Source organism: Paraburkholderia tuberum STM678, from assembly GCF_902833905.1.
Taxonomy (GTDB): domain Bacteria; phylum Pseudomonadota; class Gammaproteobacteria; order Burkholderiales; family Burkholderiaceae; genus Paraburkholderia; species Paraburkholderia tuberum.
Window position 1 is genome coordinate 148,829 of sequence record NZ_CADFGP010000004.1, and the last position, 16,083, is coordinate 164,911.

Here is a 16,083-nt window from a genome sequence, read left to right on the forward strand (position 1 = left end):
GCCGTGCCTCGGCCGACTGGAGAGCTTTGTGGCAGAGGACAGCGACCTCGAAAAAACCGAATCCGCCACCCCTCGGCGCCTGCAGAAGGCGCGCGAGGAGGGGCAGATCGTGCGTTCGCGGGAGCTGTCGACCTTCGCGCTGCTCGCGGCCGGGTTCTACGGCGTATGGGGCATGTCGGGCAGCATCGGCGAGCATTTGCAGAACATGCTGCGTGCGTCGCTCACCTTCAACCACGCGAGCGCGTTCGACACCAGCCGCATGCTGATCGGCGCGGGCACAGCGGGTCGCGAAGGACTCTACGCGCTCGTGCCGATACTCGGCGTCACCGGACTTGCCGCGCTGCTCGCACCGATGGCGCTGGGCGGCTGGCTGCTGTCGGCGAAAGGGCTCGAGCCGAAGTTCAGCCGGCTGAACCCGATCGAGGGCCTCGGCCGCATATTTTCGATCAACGGACCGATCCAGCTCGGCATGTCGCTCGCGAAGACGCTGGTGGTGGGGTTGATCGGCGGCACGGCGATCTGGAATCGCCACGAGCAATTCCTCGCGCTCGCGACGCAGCCGCTCAATCTCGCGCTCGCCAACTCCGTGCATCTGATCGCGGTGTGCTGCGGCATGACGGTGGCCGGCATGTTCGCGGTGGCCGCGCTCGACGTGCCGTACCAGCTGTGGTCGTTCCACAAGAAGCTGCGCATGACGAAGGAAGAAGTGAAGCGTGAGCATCGCGAGAGCGAAGGCGATCCGCACATCAAGGGCAAGATTCGCCAGCAGCAGCGCGCGATCGCGCGGCGCCGCATGATGGCGCAAGTGCCGAAGGCCGACGTGGTCGTGACCAACCCGACCCACTTCGCGGTCGCGCTGCAGTACACGGACGGCGAGATGCGCGCGCCGAAGGTGGTCGCGAAGGGCGTGAACCTCGTGGCCGCGCGGATTCGCGAGATCGCCACCGAAAACAACGTGCCGCTGCTCGAAGCGCCGCCGCTCGCGCGTGCGCTCTATCACAACGTCGATCTGAATCGCGAGATTCCGGGGCCGCTCTATGGCGCGGTCGCGGAAGTGCTCGCGTGGGTCTATCAGCTGCGCCGCTTCAAGGCCGAAGGCGGCGACGTGCCGGTCGCGCCGACCGAACTCGACGTGCCGCCCGAACTCGACAAGGGCGGCGTATCGGACGAGGACGCCGCCGAGGAAGCCGCCAACACGCTGAACCCGGCCGACGACAACGCCAACGACGCCACTAGCGACGACAACAACGGAGCCTCCGCATGAACGCTCGCGCCGGTTTCCTCGCCCGACGCTCGGATGCGCTGAGCAGCACCAACCTGCGCGCCCTCGCCGGGCCGGTGCTGATCTGCATGATCCTCGGCATGATGATTCTGCCGTTGCCGCCGTTCCTGCTGGATCTGCTGTTCACGTTCAACATCGCGCTGTCGGTGATGGTGCTGCTCGTCAGCATGTACACGATGAAGCCGCTCGACTTCGCCGCGTTCCCGAGCGTGCTGCTGTTCTCGACGCTGCTGCGGCTGTCGCTGAACGTCGCCTCGACGCGGGTCGTGCTGCTCGAAGGCCATACCGGTCCCGATGCGGCCGGTCAGGTGATCGAGTCGTTCGGCCACTTCCTCGTGGGCGGCAACTTCGCGGTTGGTATCGTCGTGTTCGTGATCCTGATGGTGATCAACTTCATGGTGATCACGAAGGGCGCGGGGCGGATCGCCGAAGTGTCCGCGCGCTTCACGCTCGACGCGATGCCCGGCAAGCAGATGGCGATCGACGCCGATCTGAACGCCGGCCTCATCAACGAAGAGCAGGCTCGCACGCGGCGCAAGGAGATCTCTCAGGAAGCCGAGTTCTACGGCTCGATGGACGGTGCGAGCAAGTTCGTGCGAGGCGATGCGGTCGCCGGCCTCCTGATCATGGTGATCAACATCATCGGCGGGCTGATCGTCGGGATGGTCCAGCACGACATGAGTTTTGCCGCGGCGGGCAAGAACTACACGCTGCTGACGATCGGCGACGGCCTCGTCGCGCAGATTCCGTCGCTGGTGATTTCGACGGCGGCCGGCGTGATTGTCTCGCGCGTCGCGACCAACGAGGACATCGGCACGCAGCTGACCGGCCAGCTGTTCACGAACCCGCGCGTGCTGATGATCACCGGCTGCATTCTCGTGCTGATGGGCCTGATCCCGGGCATGCCGCACTTCGCGTTCCTGATTCTCGGCGGCGGCCTGATCCAGCTCGGCCGCACGATGAAGAAGCGCACCGAGGAGCGCAAGAACGCACCGGCGCTCGTCGACGTCGCGCCGGCCGCGCTGGCGCCGATCGAAAACGCCGAGGCGAGCTGGGACGACGTGACGATGATCGACACGCTCGGCCTCGAAGTCGGCTACCGGCTGATTCCGCTCGTCGACAAGAACTCGGACGGCGAGCTGCTCAAGCGGATCAAGAGCATCCGCAAGAAGTTCGCGCAGGAAATCGGCTTCTTGCCGCCGGTCATTCATATCCGCGACAACCTCGAATTGCGGCCGAACGGCTATCGGATCGCGTTGAAGGGCGTCGAGGTCGGCTCGGGCGAGGCGTATCCGGGCCAGTGGCTCGCGATCAACCCGGGCCAGGTATCGGCCGCGCTGCCGGGCACGCCGACCCAGGACCCGGCGTTCGGCCTGCCCGCCATCTGGATCGACACGAATCTGCGCGAACAGGCGCAGGTATACGGCTACACGGTCGTCGATTCGAGCACGGTGGTCGCGACGCACCTGAATCACCTCGTCGTCACGCACGCGTCGGAGCTGCTCGGCCGCCGCGAGGTGCAGTCGCTGGTCGAGCGGATGCAGAAGGACACGGCGTCGCTCGTCGACGATCTGGTGCCGAAGATGCTGCCGCTCACCACGCTGCAAAAGGTGCTGCAGAACCTGCTCGAAGAAGGCGTGCCGATTCGCGACATGCGCACGATCCTCGAAGCGCTCGCCGAACACGCGACCAAGCTCACCGACCCGCACGACCTCACCGCCGCGGTGCGGCTCGCGCTGGGCCGCGCGATCACGCAGCAGTGGTTCCCCGGGACCGCCGACATGCAGGTGATGGGCCTAGACGCGAACCTCGAACGGGTGCTGTCGCAGGCGCTATCGACCGGACCGAACCCGGGCCTCGAACCGGGTCTCGCGAACACGCTGCTCACCGAAACGCAGAAAGCGATGACGCGTCAGCAGAACCTTGGCCTCGCTCCGGTGCTGCTGGTGCAGCACGCACTGCGGCCGATGCTCGCGCGCTTCCTGCGCCGCAGCCTGCCGCAGCTGAAGGTGCTCTCGTATGCGGAAGTGCCCGATACGCGCAACGTCAAGGTGGTCAATCTGATCGGCGCGCACGGCTGACGAAGGTCGCTCGCCCGCGGCTGTCGATACAACGAACCGGCGCTCCAATGGGGCGCCGGTTTGCGTTTGCACGGCTCCCCCAGGCTCGTCGAACGATGCGTCTGCCGTGTGTCCATCGCGCGAATTACCCACCTTTAACGGTCTTTATCCATCGATCGTCGCCCGACGCCTTTCGCAATAATTGATCGCAATGGGAAACGGTGTATCGCCGGTCCGTCAGTCCGTATACCTCATCGGGGGTCCAGCTTGAACATTCGTAAATTTGTCGGTGCTACCAGTCGCGATGCGTTGCGTCTCGTTCGCGAAGCACTTGGCCCCGATGCGGTCGTGCTGTCGAATCGCACGATGGACGACGGCAGCGTCGAAATCGTCGCGCTCGCCGATAGCGACCTCGCCGCGATCACGCCGAAAGCGCGCGAAGGCGCGCAGGCCGCGGCGCTCGGCACGGGCTCAGGTGCGGCATCGAGGCAGGCCCCGCGCGGCTTGTTCGCGGCGCCGACGAATCCGTACGCGAGCGCAATGCCGGACGTGTTTTCGTCGGTGTTCGGCGCGAGCCCGGAAGCGGGTGGTGAAGCGACGCCGGCGATCGAGCCGGCGAATGCGGCTGCGGATTTCATGGCCGGCTCGGTGAACAGGACGGCGCTCAATTCGACGCTCAATTCGGCGCTCAGCCAGGCGCTCAGCATGTCCGCGAATCAAGCAGCGTCCGCCGCCGCGTTGCCCGGCAATTCGCCAATCGGCCCGGCGATGCCGGGCGCGAGCGGCGCGTCCGCGGCCATCGCGACAGGCCCCGCGCCCGCCGTGAGCCAGTCGGCGTCCAGCGCGGCCACATCGTTCAACGCACCGGCCACGCCCGCCGCTGCCGCCGCGCCTTCCGGCGCGAGCGCCCGCGCCGCGGCCGCGCGCCTGTCGAAAGACATCCGCGCGGATGTGCTGAAAGCTGCCGGCGTGCCGGTACCGCCGGCTATCGCATCGAACGAAGCCGCCGCGCCGCGCACGATGGCCGAGTCGAATCCGTGGCTCATCGATCACGCGCGCCGCCTCGCGGCCGAGCAGCAGCAACAGAGCGGCCAATACAGCGCGCGTCCCGCCGCGATGACGCCCGCCGTCGCGACCGCCAAAGGCCTCGGCAGCGCAGTCGACGCGCGGCCGGCCGCCGTGCCGCCGGTGATCGACACGCCCGACTGGGCGCGCGAAGCCGCCGAGGTCGCTGCGCGCCGCGCCGCTCAGAAGATCGCGCCCGTGCCGTCCGCTACTGACGAAAGCCGCACGCCGTCCGCCGTCGCCGAAGCGATCAAGGGGCGCATGGAGCAGGTCGTCAAGGACACCGTGATGAACGAGCTGTCGTCGATGCGCGACATGATGGAAGAGCACTTCGCGGGTCTGCTGTGGGGCGATCGACAGCGCCGCAGTCCCGCACGCGCCGCGCTCACCAAGCATCTGTTCGCCGCCGGCTTTTCCGCGCAGCTCGTGCAGATGCTGGTCGACAACCTGCCCGAAGAGGTCGACACGATGGACGGCGGCATGGACTGGGTGCGCTCGGTGCTCGAGTCGAACCTGCCGGTGATGGAGGACGAAGACGCGCTGATGGAGCGCGGCGGCGTATTCGCGCTGATGGGGCCGACCGGCGTCGGCAAGACGACGACCACCGCGAAGCTCGCAGCGCGCTGCGTGATGCGCTTCGGCGCGAGCAAGGTGGCGCTGCTGACGACCGACAGCTACCGCATCGGCGGTCATGAACAGTTGCGCATCTTCGGCAAGATTCTCGGCGTTTCGGTGCATGCGGTGAAGGACAGCGCCGATCTGCAGTTGGCGCTCTCGGAGTTGCGCAACAAGCACATCGTGCTGATCGATACGATCGGTATGAGCCAGCGCGACCGGCTCGTGTCCGACCAGATCGCGATGCTAAGCCGCGCCGGCCAGCCGGTGCAGCGTCTGTTGCTGCTCAACGCAACGAGCCACGGCGACACGTTGAACGAAGTCGTGCAGGCGTATCAGCGCGCGCCGGACCAGCAGCCGCTCGCCGGCTGCATTCTGACCAAGCTCGACGAAGCGACCAACCTCGGCGGCGTGCTCGATACGGTGATCCGCTACAAGCTGCCGGTGCATTACGTATCGACCGGACAGAAGGTGCCAGAGAACCTTTACGTCGCGACGAAGAAATTCCTGATCAAGAGCACCTTCTGCATTCCGCGCGACAGCTCGCCGTTCGTGCCGCACGACGACGACATCCCCGCTTTGCTGTCCTCGCTGTCCGCGCGTTCGACGGCCGAGCTGCACGAGGTTCGCTTTGGATAAGTTCGTTTCAGATCAAGCCGAAGGGTTGCGGCGGCTGCTCGGGCGCGGCGGCGCGCGCGTGATCGCGTTGGCGGGTGCGTCGTCGGGCGTCGGTAATACGACCGTGGCGGTCAACCTCGCCGCGGCGCTCGCACAGCAGGGCAAGGACGTGCTGGTGATCGACGAATGCGTCGGTGAGAAATCGGTGAGCGCGATGCTTGGCGGCTTGCGCGGCGCGGGTAACTTCGCGGCGGTGATGCGCGGCGAGAGCCCGGTCGATTTCGCCGCCGCGCGTCACGCGCTCGGTTTTTCGGTGCTGTCCGCCTCGCGCAACAACCGCGAGGGGCATACGGAGGCCGAACTCGGTGTGCTGCTCGGCGGCTCGGCCGATATCGTGCTGATCGACGCGCAGCTCGACGACGAAGGGCATCTGTCGCCGCTCGCCAGGCAGGCGCATGACGTGATGGTCGTCGCGCGCATGTCGGGCGAGGCGATCACCGAGGCCTATGCGTGCATCAAGCGTTTGCATTACGCGCACGCGATCGCGCAGTTGCGCGTGCTCGCGAATCACGTGCAAAGCGCCAACGACGCGCAGGCCGCGTTCGCGAATCTCGCCGGCGTGGCCGGCCGTTACCTGAGCGTCGCGTTGGAAAACGCCGGCTGCATTGCGGCCGACGTGCGCATCGCACGGGCACTCGAGCTGTCGCGCTGCGTGGTCGACGCGTTTCCGTCGACACCGGCCGCGCGCGACTTCCGCCATCTCGCCGCCGAATTGCAGTACTGGCCGATGCGGCCAGCGATGTCGTCGCAAACGCCCTGGCGGGCGCCTGCGACAGTTACAGCGGCGCACCACGCCGACCAACCGTCCGCGCATCACGCTTGAAAGGCGTGCACGAAGGACAAGGGGAGCACGATGTACAACGCTCAGGGAAAGATTTCTCAGGCCGAAGTTTTGACGAAGTACGCACCGCTCGTGCGTCGACTCGGCTTGCAGCTTGTCGCGAAAATGCCGGCGAGCGTCGATCTCGACGACCTGATCCAGGCCGGCATGATCGGTTTGCTGGATGCCGCCGGCCGCTACAAGGAAGACCAGGGCGCGCAGTTCGAGACCTATGCCAGCCAGCGGATTCGCGGCGCGATGCTCGACGAGCTGCGCAGCAACGACTGGCTGCCGCGCAGCCTGCGCCGCACGTCGCGCGAAGTGGAATCCGCGGTGCACAAGGTGGAGCAGAACCTCGGCCGCTCGGCGAGCGAGGCGGAGGTCGCCGAGCACCTGCAAATGCCGCTCGACGAATATCAGTCGATGCTGCAGGACCTGCATGGCAGCCAGCTGATCTACTACGAAGACTTCGACCGCTCCGCCGACGACGAACCTTTTCTGGACCGCTACTGCGTCGATCATTCCGATCCGCTCTCGGCGCTGCTCGACGACAGCCTGCGCTCGGCGCTCATCGAAGCGATCGACCGCTTGCCGGAGCGCGAGAAGTTGCTGATGTCGCTGTACTACGAGCGCGGCATGAATCTGCGCGAGATCGGCGCAGTGATGGAAGTCAGCGAATCGCGCGTGTGCCAGTTGCATAGCCAGGCCGTGGCACGCCTGCGCGCCCGACTGCGCGAAATGGCCTGGGCGAACGCCGAAGCGAACTGACGCCACCGCGGCGCCGCACGCCGTTTTTCAAACGCCGCCTTCGGATGCGGCGGTGCGCCGATGCCGATGCGCGCCTGTGCCGCCTGCCGTTGCTCAGGCGTTCGCCATCTCATGCTCGGCGGCGAGCGCGAGAAACGCCGAGCGCGACATACCGCGCGCCTGCGCATACGCGTCGATCTCCTGCACCAGCACCTCGGGCAGCGAGATGTTGATGCGAACCGCCTTCTTCAACGCCGGAATATTGCGCGTCGTCACGAAACCCCATGTGAACCCCGCGAACTCGGGATTGCGCCGATGCTCGCCTAGCGTGAGAGGCTCGGGCAGCGGCAGTCCTTCGTCGAGCAAGGTTTCGAGATGCGATTCGATTGCCTCTTTCGCGTTCACATACGCTTGTTCGAGCGTGTCGCCCGCGGAGTAGCAGCCTGGAATATCGGGCACCACGACGCCGAACGCGTGCGTGTTGTCTCCGGGTTCGATGGCGATCGGAAAGATCAGATGCTTCATTTGAGCCCCGCCTGTTTCAGAATGCTGTTCAGGGTGCCGGCCGGCAAATCTTTTTTCGGATGCGGGACGGTCACGAGCCCCCGTTTTCCCGCGTGCCTGAAATGATGGTGACTGCCCGCTATGCGGACGAGCTGCCAGCCATTCGCTTGAATCAATTTGACGACCTCGGCACTGTTCATACATCATACCCTCCATTATACACACGCCTACACAAACTAACGGGCAAACAAGCTTCCGCCCGTCGAATTGCGGCCGCGTCGAAGCCGCGGCGTTGGCGAAAGCTCGAACGAAGTCACCATTTCAACGTGACGAGGTGGACTAGCGCCAGCTAGCCGAACGGCTAACGCAGCGCGGAACGGACAGGGAAGTGGGTGGACAAGCGGCGGCGGAAAACGAAAAAGCCCGTCGATGACGGGCTTTTTCATTCATTTCGTAGATTGCTCGATTGCAGGCCGGGCAGGCGGGCCGATCAAAGTCCCGAATAAGCCGGAACTCGCCCATCCGGCCCGTACAGATTCGTCTTGCGCGGCACGTTGACTTGCAGCGCCTTTAGCGCGCGCTCGTTGTAGTCCATCCGCACGCGGATCAGCTCGCCGTTGTTGGTGTTGACGCGCCGCGCGCGATCCGCGGCTTTCTGCAGCAGCTTCCATTGCGTCGCGACGCGCGCGTCGGTGCTGGCCGCGAGCTCCATGCCGGACCAGCCGGTCGGAAAGCCGAGTTCGGCCAGATGCGAGTCGCGCGCGGCTTCGAGCCTCGCGAGCACGCCGATCAGCTCGGTTTTTTTCTCGACGATCGCCGGCAACTGCTCCAGCGGCGAGATCGCCGTCAGCGCTTTGGTTTCGAGAGTGAGGATCGAGGCGAATGCCTCGACGGTCGAATATTCTTCGATCAGGGTAGCAACGAGGGCGTCTTTCATATCAACAACTCGCTACGCACACTGGCTCGCGAACGGCGCGCGAACCGGGTTGGTCGGACGCCGCCCGGCAGATCACCGCGCGGCGAAATGCCGATCAGTTGCCGGTCGACGAGGTTTTGTTCTGCAACAGGTCGCGCGCCGTCTGCAGCACGCCGTCGGCGATCTTGCCGGAGTCGATCTGCAGCTTGCCGTCCTTGATCGCCTGTTTGATCGACTCGACGTGCGCGGTGTCGATGTCGGCCGAGCCGGAGGCCGCGAGGCTGCGCAGATGCTGCGACAGACCCGACAGGCTCACGCTCGTTTCGCCCGACGCGCTGCTCGCGGCCGGCGCGGCCGTGCTCGTCGCGCCCTGGGTGGTGCTGGCTGCCGGCGTGGCTTCGTCGCTCTGTTGCGAACGGGACAAAGCGTCTTTCAACGACGGCAGATTTGAAGAGGTGGTGGGATCGACTTTCACGATTGGCTTCCCTAACGATTTGATCCTGATAACGGCAACCGCTGATCAAAACTTTAGCGCAATCGCTCGACACCCGGCTCGCCGCCAGGTGGCCATCTACCCCTTTCAATCCCCGTCCGTCTGCCCTGGCCACCGGGGCGCCGACCGTTTCGACGGTGCTCGTGGCCGCCAGCCCGCTCACATCTGGATCTCCACCGTGCCGCCGTCCTTGACGATGCCGGAGATGATCTGGCCGTTGGCGGTCTTCACGCGCACCTGCTGGCCCGGCGACGCGTTGTTCATCGCGCTGCCCTCGGACGAGATCGAGAAACCGTCGCCGGCCGCGATGACCCGCACGGTCTGGCCGAACACCACCGCCGACGCGCTCTTCAGCATGTCGCGGCGCAGCGGCATGCCGCCCGCGATCCGCGCGAGCGAGACCGAGCCGACCGCCTGCGACGGGTCGGTGACGATCGCCTGCGGCAGGCCGGTCAGGTCGCCTTCGCGCGCGACGAGGTCGGCGGCCGTGAGCACTTCGCCCGGCGCCATCGCGCGGGCGGCGAGGTAGTAGGTCGCATGCAGCGAGATGCGCGCCTGCAGATAGATGGTCCACGGCCGCTCGCCCGCGCAGCGCACGCCGACCGTCAGCCGGCCCCACAGGCGCGCGCCGGTCGGCATGAACGGTTCGAGCGACGTGCACGCGGCGAGGCCGCGCGGAAACGCGGACGCGACCGTGATGTCGGCTTTGCCGGGCAGGCCGACGGCCTGCTGTTGCAGGAACGCGAGCGCGCTCGCGTGAATCGCTTCCGGGTCCTGCTGGCCAGGCAGCGGCGCGGCGGCTTGCGCAGCCGTCGCGGCGGTAGCGGTCTGCGGCGTTCTCTGTGCAATGACGGCCGCCGGCTGGCGCGAGCCAGGCGACGTCGCGGGTGTTCTCGCGATCCCGGGATGCGCCGACTGCGCCGCAGCGGCCGCGATCGGCTTGCCATTCGCGCCGAACTCGGGTGGCTCGCCGCGCGCGGCGAGACTGTCGAAACCGTCGCCTTGCGGCGCACTGGCCGCGACCACGCGCTGATTCGCGACGCTGGCGGCCGGGCCCGCTTCGACATTGACGCGCGCGACGCCCGACGCCCCAGTGCTGGCCGCCGGCGGAATCGTCACGACGCCGTTGGCGTCCGGTTTGAAGTTGGTGCGGATGATGGCCGGCGCGGCGGCAGCGGGCTCGCCCGCGCCCGGAATGACGATCGCGCCGCTTGCGCTCGCGGCACGCCCGAACGTATCGGTGTCGCGCGACGCGCTCGCGCGGCCGAGCGACTGTGCGGTCACCGCCGCGAGCGACGCCGCCGACGCGCTGCGCTGCGCCGGCGTCTGAATCCGTTGCGCGAGATCGTTCAGCGCGGCGGGATTTTTCTCGGCGGGCCCGGCAATCACGATCGGGCCGCCCGCATCCTGCGCGTGGGTCGTAGCCGGCAGCAACACGATGCCGCCCGCAACCCATACCGCGAGGTTGACGGCCGCCCGCGTCAGGCAATGCGCAAGGCAACGCGAGAAAGAGCGCGGCACCGGCTGGGCGAGCGCGCGCTCCGAACCATCGCCCCGTTCATCGACCCGGCCACCCCACACGCGACGCATCGTCGTGCTGCTCGCCGGCCGCGGCAAGGTGTTGGTGGGCTGGTCCATCGCGGGTCTCCATCGAATGCATCGGTACGCCTTGCATTCTAGTGAGCCCCGCTTTCGCGCAAACGTTGAATAGAAGCCCCCTTTCCCGGTTATTCGTCCGATTGCCGCTTGCGCGCGGCCCATAAGATGCATCACATGCAAAAAGGCCTTCGCGCCCGCCGCGTGTCTCTCACGATGCGCACACGGGACGGCCTTGGAAACGTTCTCGGGAGATTCCGATGCTGGACAAGCTCGATGCCGAATTCGCATTCGGCCGGCAGGCGATGGATGTGCGCGCATACCGGCAGGAACTGCTGTCGTCGAATATCGCGAACGCCGACACGCCCGGCTACAAGGCGCGCGATATCGACTTCGCGTCGTCGCTCGCCGGCGCGCTGAAGAAGACGGGCGGCAGCACCGCGGGCCAAGGCGCATCGAACAGCTCGACGCTCGCGATGACGCAACCCGCGGGCGTGACGAGCGGCATGTCGATGAACACGACCGAGGCCGGCCACATGAGCGGCAAGGCCACGCTGACGGCGACGGGCGGCAGCCCCGACGATTACGGCAACCTGCAATACCGGATTCCGCTGCAGCCGGCGCTCGACGGCAACACGGTCGACGTCGACACCGAGCGCGTGCAGTTCGCCGACAACACGGTGCACTTCGAGTCGGGTATGACGGTCGTGTCGAACCAGATCAAGACGATGCTGTCGGCGATCACGTCGGGCTCGTCGTAAGCCGGGCAAGAGCACGGCACCCAGGCAGGGCGCATAGCAGCTGAACACAGGCAGCATGCACGCACGAACAGAAACGCTACGGGACTTAACGTAAAGCCGGTGCGAACCGGCAGGAGAGGTCAGGAAACATGCCATCCCTGATGAACATTTTTGGTGTCGCGGGTTCCGCGATGTCGGCGCAGTCGGAGCGGCTCAACGTGACGGCGTCGAACCTGGCCAACGCGGACAGCACGACGGGCCCCGACGGTCAGCCGTACAAGGCCAAGCAGGTCGTGTTCGCGGTGAGCCCGCTCGGCGGCGCGCGCACACGCTCCGGCCAGCAGGTCGGCGGCGTGCAGGTGACGGGCGTGGTCGACGATCCGTCGCCGATGAAGACCGCGTACGAACCCGGCAATCCGGCCGCCGACTCGAACGGCTACGTGACGCTGCCCAACGTCGACCCGGTGCAGGAGATGGTCAACATGATCTCGGCCTCGCGCTCGTACCAGGCCAACGTCGAAACACTGAACACCGCCAAAACCCTGATGCTGAAAACGCTCACGATCGGAACCTGAGGAGAGAGCCTTGACCACCAACACCACGATCGGCGGCAGCGGCACGACCGTTTCGCCGACGCTGCTCGACACGATGAACGGCACGAGCAGCAGCTCGAGCGCGACCAGCTCGACGAGCAGCACGTCGAGCAGCACGTCGGGCACGTCGGCGGCGGACCTGCAGACCACCTTTCTGCAGCTGCTCGTCGCGCAAATGCAGAACCAGGACCCGACCAATCCGATGGACAGCTCGCAGATGACCTCGCAGCTCGCCCAGATCAGCACGGTGCAGGGCATCAGCCAGCTCAATACGTCGCTCTCCTCGCTGTCGACGCAGCTGTCGGCGGGCCAGCAGTCGCAGGCCGCGCTGCTGATCGGTTCGACCGTGCTCGCACCGGGCAACTCGATCACCGTGGCGAGCGGCAAGACGAACGAGTTCGGCGTCACGCTCGCGAACTCCGTCAGCGACCTGCAGATCGTCGTGAAGAACTCGGCCGGCACGATCGTCAACACGCTCGATCTCGGCAAGCAGTCGGCCGGCACGATTCCGGTTGGCTGGACGCCGACCGATTCGGCGGGCAACACGCTCCCCGACGGCACCTACACGATCACCGCGACAGGCACGATCAACGGCCAGCAGGCGACGGCTACCACGCTCACCGGCGCGACGGTGGAAAGCGTCGTCCAGCAGAGCAGCGGCACGCCGGGCCTCGTGCTGTCGAACGGCTCGACGGTCGACCTGACCGGCGTCGCAGCGATCCTGTAGTCCGGATCCATTCAGTTACGACTTTACAGATACGGAGTACGTCATGAGTTACCAAACAGGTTTGAGCGGTCTGTCGGCGTCGTCTAGCGATCTCGACGTGATCGGCAACAACATCGCCAACGCCAACACCGTCGGCTTCAAGAGCGGCACCGCGGAATTCGCCGACATGTACGCCAATTCGGTCGCGACCGCGACGAGCCAGCAGATCGGTATCGGTACGCAACTCTCCGAAGTGCAGCAGCAATTCTCGCAAGGCACGCTCACGACGACGAACCAGGCGCTGAACGTCGCGATCAACGGCAACGGCTTCTTCCAGATGTCGAACAACGGCACGCTGACCTATTCGCGCAACGGCGTGTTTCAGCTCGACAAGAACGGCTTCATCACGAACGCGCAGGGCCTCGATCTGATGGGCTACGCGGCCAATAGCTCGGGCATCGTCAACACCGCGCAGACCGTGCCGCTGCAGGTGCCAACCGCGAACATCGCGCCGCAGGCGACCACCTCGATCACCGCGGGCCTGAACCTGAACGCGCAGGACAACATCATGCTCGGCGCGCCGACCGCGACGCCGGGCGGCACCAACGCCGGCACGCTGAACACGACCGGCGCGACGATCACCAACGCGGCAGCGGGCACCAACACCGACCAGTACACGATCAACTTCACGAGCCCGACCACCTACACGGTCACGGACAACACGCTCGGCACGACCACGGCGTCGCAGCCCTACACGGCCGGCACCGCGATCACGCTCGGCAACGGCGAGAGCATCACGTTCAGCGGCGCGCCGGTGGCCAACGACAGCTACACGATCACGCAGAACCCGACCACCTTCAACCAGAACAGCTCGTCGACCTACAACTACTCGACGAGCACGACCGTCTACGACACGCTCGGCGGCTCGCAGACCGTCAATATGTACTTCGCGAAAACGGGCTCGGGCACGTGGAACGTGTACGCGGGCCCGTCGACCGGCACCGCTTCCCTGATCGGCACGGCGAACTTCAATTCATCGGGCACGCTGGTCAGCACGACCGACGCGACGACCGGCCTCGCGACCGCGACGCTCGGCGCGTTCACGATGTCGATCCCGACCACCGACGGTTCGGGCACGCCGCAGAACGTCACGCTGAACATGGCCGGCACCACGCAGTACGGCGGCAAGGACGGCGTGAACAGCCTGTCGACCGACGGCTACGCGGCGGGCCAGCTGACGAGCTTCACGGTCGGCTCCGACGGCACGCTGACGGGCAACTACTCGAACGGGCAGACCGCGGCGCTCGGCCAGATCGTGCTCGCGAACTTCTCGAACCAGAACGGCCTCGTCGACCTCGGCAACAACGAGTACGGCCAGACGGCCGCCTCGGGCGTCGCGCAGATCTCGACGCCGGGCTCGACCAATCACGGCGTGCTGCAAGGCGGCGCGGTCGAGAACTCGAACGTCGATCTGACGAGCGAGCTGGTCAACCTGATCACCGCGCAACGCAACTATCAGGCGAACGCGCAGACGATCAAGACCCAGCAGGCCGTCGACCAGACCCTGATCAACCTGTAAGCGAACGGGACCTCTTCATGGATCGGCTGATCTACACCGCGATGTCGGGCAGCGCGCAGGCGCTCGAACAGCAGGCGATCGTCGCGAACAACCTCGCGAACGCGTCGACCACGGGCTTTCGCGCGCAGCTCGAAACCTACCGCGCCGTGCCGATGTCGTTCGGCGACGGCAGCGCGATCAACGACGACACGACCCGCACCTTCGTGCTGTCGTCGACACCGGGCGCCGACTACACGCCGGGGCCGATCCAGCAGACGGGCAATCCGCTCGACGTCGCGATTCAGGGGCCGGGCTGGCTGTCGGTGCAGACCGCCGACGGCAACGAGGCCTACACGCGCGCGGGCAATCTGCACATCGACGAAAACGGCCAGCTCGTGAACGCGACCAATCAGGTCGTGCTCGGCAACGGCGGGCCGGTATCGGTGCCGCCGGGCGCGCAGATCACGATCGGCAAGGACGGCACGGTGTCGGCGCTGACGCCGGGCGATCCGCCCACCGCTGTGGTCACCGTCGATCAGCTGAAGCTGGTCAATCCCGATCCGCAGTCGCTCACGCGCGGCGATGACGGTCTGTTTCGCACCGCCGACGGCAATCCCGCCGACGCCGATCCGACCGTGACGCTCGCGCCGGCGTCGCTCGAAGGCAGCAACGTGAATCCGGTCAGCGCGATGGTCTCGATGATCACCAACGCGCGCCAGTTCCAGATGCAGACGCAGTTGCTGGAAAACGCCGACAAGAACGATCAGTCCGCCAACCAGCTGCTCAGCTTCAGCTAACGGATTGCCACGGGGCGCCCTACGAGGCGCGCTCCGAGACCGCTTTGCATGGGCCCGGAGCAAGCGCTAAAGCGCCAACTCCGCCCGACATTGGAGAACCATAAGTGAACCGCTCACTGTATATCGCCGCCACCGGCATGAATGCGCAACAGGCGCAGATGGACGTGATCTCGAACAACCTCGCGAACGTCAGCACCAACGGCTTCAAGGGCTCGCGCGCGGTGTTCGAGGATCTGCTGTACCAGACCATCCGCCAGCCGGGCGCGAACTCGACGCAGCAAACCGAACTGCCGTCCGGCATCCAGCTCGGCACCGGCGTGCAACAGGTCGCGACCGAGCGTCTGTACACGCAGGGCAACCTGCAGCAGACCGGCAACTCGAAGGACGTCGCGATCAACGGCGGGGGCTTCTTCCAGGTGCAGATGCCCGACGGCACGACCGCCTACACGCGCGACGGCTCGTTCCAGACCAACGCGCAGGGTCAGCTCGTCACGTCGAGCGGCTACCAGGTGATTCCGGCGATCACGATCCCGACCAATGCCACCTCGCTGACGATCGGCAGCGACGGCGCGGTGTCGATCACCGTGGCCAACTCGAGCAATATGCAGCAGCTCGGCACGATGCAGCTCGCGACCTTCATCAACCCGGCCGGCCTCGACGCCAAGGGCGAGAACCTGTTTTCGGAGACGGCGTCGTCGGGTGCGCCGAACGTGTCGCAGCCGGGTCTGAACGGCGCGGGCACGCTCAACCAGGGTTACGTGGAAGCGTCGAACGTGAACGTCGTGCAGGAACTGGTGAACATGATCCAGACGCAGCGCGCGTACGAAATCAACAGCAAGGCCGTGACGACCTCCGACCAGATGCTGCAGACCTTGAGCCAGATGCAGGTTTGAGGACTGGAAATTTAAGGCGG

General features: G+C 66.1%; 16 protein-coding genes. 11 read left to right on the forward strand and 5 right to left on the reverse strand.

All coding sequences use genetic code 11. From position 1 onward, the window contains the following. The first annotated feature begins 28 nt into the window (after window positions 1-28). The 5 genes from flhB to HWY30_RS04665 all read left to right on the forward strand — a co-directional run bounded on the left by flhB (window position 29) and on the right by HWY30_RS04665 (window position 7,288). Window positions 29-1,264 carry a flagellar biosynthesis protein FlhB gene (gene flhB / locus HWY30_RS04645; RefSeq protein WP_090802491.1) on the forward strand — a complete coding sequence of 412 codons (1,236 nt, stop codon included), beginning with the start codon at window positions 29-31 and terminating at the stop codon, window positions 1,262-1,264. After that, window positions 1,261-3,363: a flagellar biosynthesis protein FlhA gene (flhA, locus tag HWY30_RS04650; RefSeq protein ID WP_090802492.1), complete on the forward strand. Its 2,103-nt coding sequence runs from the start codon at window positions 1,261-1,263 to the stop codon at window positions 3,361-3,363. Before flhB ends, flhA begins: the two co-directional genes overlap by 4 nt. Before the next feature lie 246 nt (window positions 3,364-3,609). Continuing rightward, complete coding sequence (gene flhF, locus HWY30_RS04655; RefSeq protein WP_090802494.1) at window positions 3,610-5,661, forward strand: flagellar biosynthesis GTPase FlhF; 2,052 nt, start codon at window positions 3,610-3,612, stop codon at window positions 5,659-5,661. Then, the gene (locus tag HWY30_RS04660) at window positions 5,654-6,523 is read left to right on the forward strand and encodes a MinD/ParA family ATP-binding protein (RefSeq protein WP_090802495.1); all 870 of its coding nucleotides are present in this window, start codon (window positions 5,654-5,656) and stop codon (window positions 6,521-6,523) included. Before flhF ends, HWY30_RS04660 begins: the two co-directional genes overlap by 8 nt. A gap of 30 nt (window positions 6,524-6,553) precedes the next feature. Continuing rightward, complete coding sequence (locus HWY30_RS04665) at window positions 6,554-7,288, forward strand: RNA polymerase sigma factor FliA (protein WP_090802497.1); 735 nt, start codon at window positions 6,554-6,556, stop codon at window positions 7,286-7,288. A gap of 93 nt (window positions 7,289-7,381) precedes the next feature. Here HWY30_RS04665 and HWY30_RS04670 read toward each other — a convergent pair whose 3' ends face one another. The 5 genes from HWY30_RS04670 to flgA form a co-directional block, all read right to left on the reverse strand. Then, window positions 7,382-7,792, reverse strand: coding sequence for a type II toxin-antitoxin system HicB family antitoxin (locus tag HWY30_RS04670; RefSeq protein ID WP_090802498.1), 411 nt, complete (start codon window positions 7,790-7,792; stop codon window positions 7,382-7,384). Then, on the reverse strand, window positions 7,789-7,971 hold the full coding sequence (locus HWY30_RS04675; RefSeq protein WP_013090886.1) for a type II toxin-antitoxin system HicA family toxin: 183 nt from the start codon (window positions 7,969-7,971) through the stop codon (window positions 7,789-7,791). The genes HWY30_RS04670 and HWY30_RS04675 overlap by 4 nt, the downstream gene beginning before the upstream one ends. Before the next feature lie 290 nt (window positions 7,972-8,261). Continuing rightward, on the reverse strand, window positions 8,262-8,708 hold the full coding sequence (locus HWY30_RS04680; RefSeq protein WP_090802500.1) for a flagella synthesis protein FlgN: 447 nt from the start codon (window positions 8,706-8,708) through the stop codon (window positions 8,262-8,264). A 94-nt stretch (window positions 8,709-8,802) separates the two neighbouring features. Beyond that, on the reverse strand, window positions 8,803-9,162 hold the full coding sequence (gene flgM, locus HWY30_RS04685) for a flagellar biosynthesis anti-sigma factor FlgM (protein ID WP_090802502.1): 360 nt from the start codon (window positions 9,160-9,162) through the stop codon (window positions 8,803-8,805). A gap of 177 nt (window positions 9,163-9,339) precedes the next feature. Beyond that, window positions 9,340-10,818: a flagellar basal body P-ring formation chaperone FlgA gene (gene flgA / locus HWY30_RS04690; RefSeq protein WP_090802504.1), complete on the reverse strand. Its 1,479-nt coding sequence runs from the start codon at window positions 10,816-10,818 to the stop codon at window positions 9,340-9,342. Between the two features lie 218 nt (window positions 10,819-11,036). Between flgA and flgB the strand changes: the two genes are divergently transcribed. The 6 genes from flgB to flgG all read left to right on the forward strand — a co-directional run bounded on the left by flgB (window position 11,037) and on the right by flgG (window position 16,063). Continuing rightward, complete coding sequence (flgB, locus tag HWY30_RS04695; protein ID WP_090802505.1) at window positions 11,037-11,537, forward strand: flagellar basal body rod protein FlgB; 501 nt, start codon at window positions 11,037-11,039, stop codon at window positions 11,535-11,537. A gap of 128 nt (window positions 11,538-11,665) precedes the next feature. Beyond that, the gene (gene flgC, locus HWY30_RS04700; protein ID WP_090802507.1) at window positions 11,666-12,091 is read left to right on the forward strand and encodes a flagellar basal body rod protein FlgC; all 426 of its coding nucleotides are present in this window, start codon (window positions 11,666-11,668) and stop codon (window positions 12,089-12,091) included. 10 nt (window positions 12,092-12,101) lie between these two features. After that, window positions 12,102-12,836: a flagellar hook assembly protein FlgD gene (locus HWY30_RS04705; protein WP_090802508.1), complete on the forward strand. Its 735-nt coding sequence runs from the start codon at window positions 12,102-12,104 to the stop codon at window positions 12,834-12,836. A gap of 43 nt (window positions 12,837-12,879) precedes the next feature. After that, a complete protein-coding gene (locus HWY30_RS04710; protein WP_090802510.1) occupies window positions 12,880-14,394 on the forward strand; it encodes a flagellar hook protein FlgE in 1,515 nt (504 codons plus the stop codon). Window positions 14,395-14,411: 17 nt separating this feature from the next. Further along, complete coding sequence (flgF, locus tag HWY30_RS04715; RefSeq protein WP_090802512.1) at window positions 14,412-15,170, forward strand: flagellar basal-body rod protein FlgF; 759 nt, start codon at window positions 14,412-14,414, stop codon at window positions 15,168-15,170. Between the two features lie 104 nt (window positions 15,171-15,274). Next, window positions 15,275-16,063, forward strand: coding sequence for a flagellar basal-body rod protein FlgG (gene flgG, locus HWY30_RS04720; RefSeq protein ID WP_090802514.1), 789 nt, complete (start codon window positions 15,275-15,277; stop codon window positions 16,061-16,063). Window positions 16,064-16,083 lie beyond the last annotated feature (20 nt).